Origin of the sequence: Chromohalobacter sp. HP20-39, assembly GCF_033052815.1 — a bacterium.
Classification (GTDB): domain Bacteria; phylum Pseudomonadota; class Gammaproteobacteria; order Pseudomonadales; family Halomonadaceae; genus Chromohalobacter.
Genome location: NZ_JAWHTP010001058.1, coordinates 1 through 244, shown reverse-complemented (window position 1 = coordinate 244; position 244 = coordinate 1). Strand labels below are relative to the sequence as shown.

Annotated in this window: 1 pseudogene; it reads right to left on the bottom strand. The window is 70.9% G+C overall.

The features are described 5' to 3' along the window. A pseudogene (locus RVY79_RS21165) lies at positions 1 to 244 on the bottom strand (urocanate hydratase); the annotation flags it as partial.

Below are 244 nucleotides of genomic sequence, written 5' to 3'. Positions count from 1 at the left end.
AGTCGTTGACCAGCACACGGCCGAGGCGCTTGGCAGCGGCGTCGGTGCCGTCAGCCACGATCACCACGCCCGAGTGCTGCGAGTAGCCCATGCCGACGCCGCCACCGTGGTGCAGCGACACCCAGGTCGCGCCGCCGGCCGTGTTGAGCAGCGCGTTGAGCAGCGGCCAATCCGACACGGCGTCGGTGCCGTCGCGCATGGATTCGGTTTCGCGGTTCGGGCTGGCGACGGAGCCGGTGTCGAG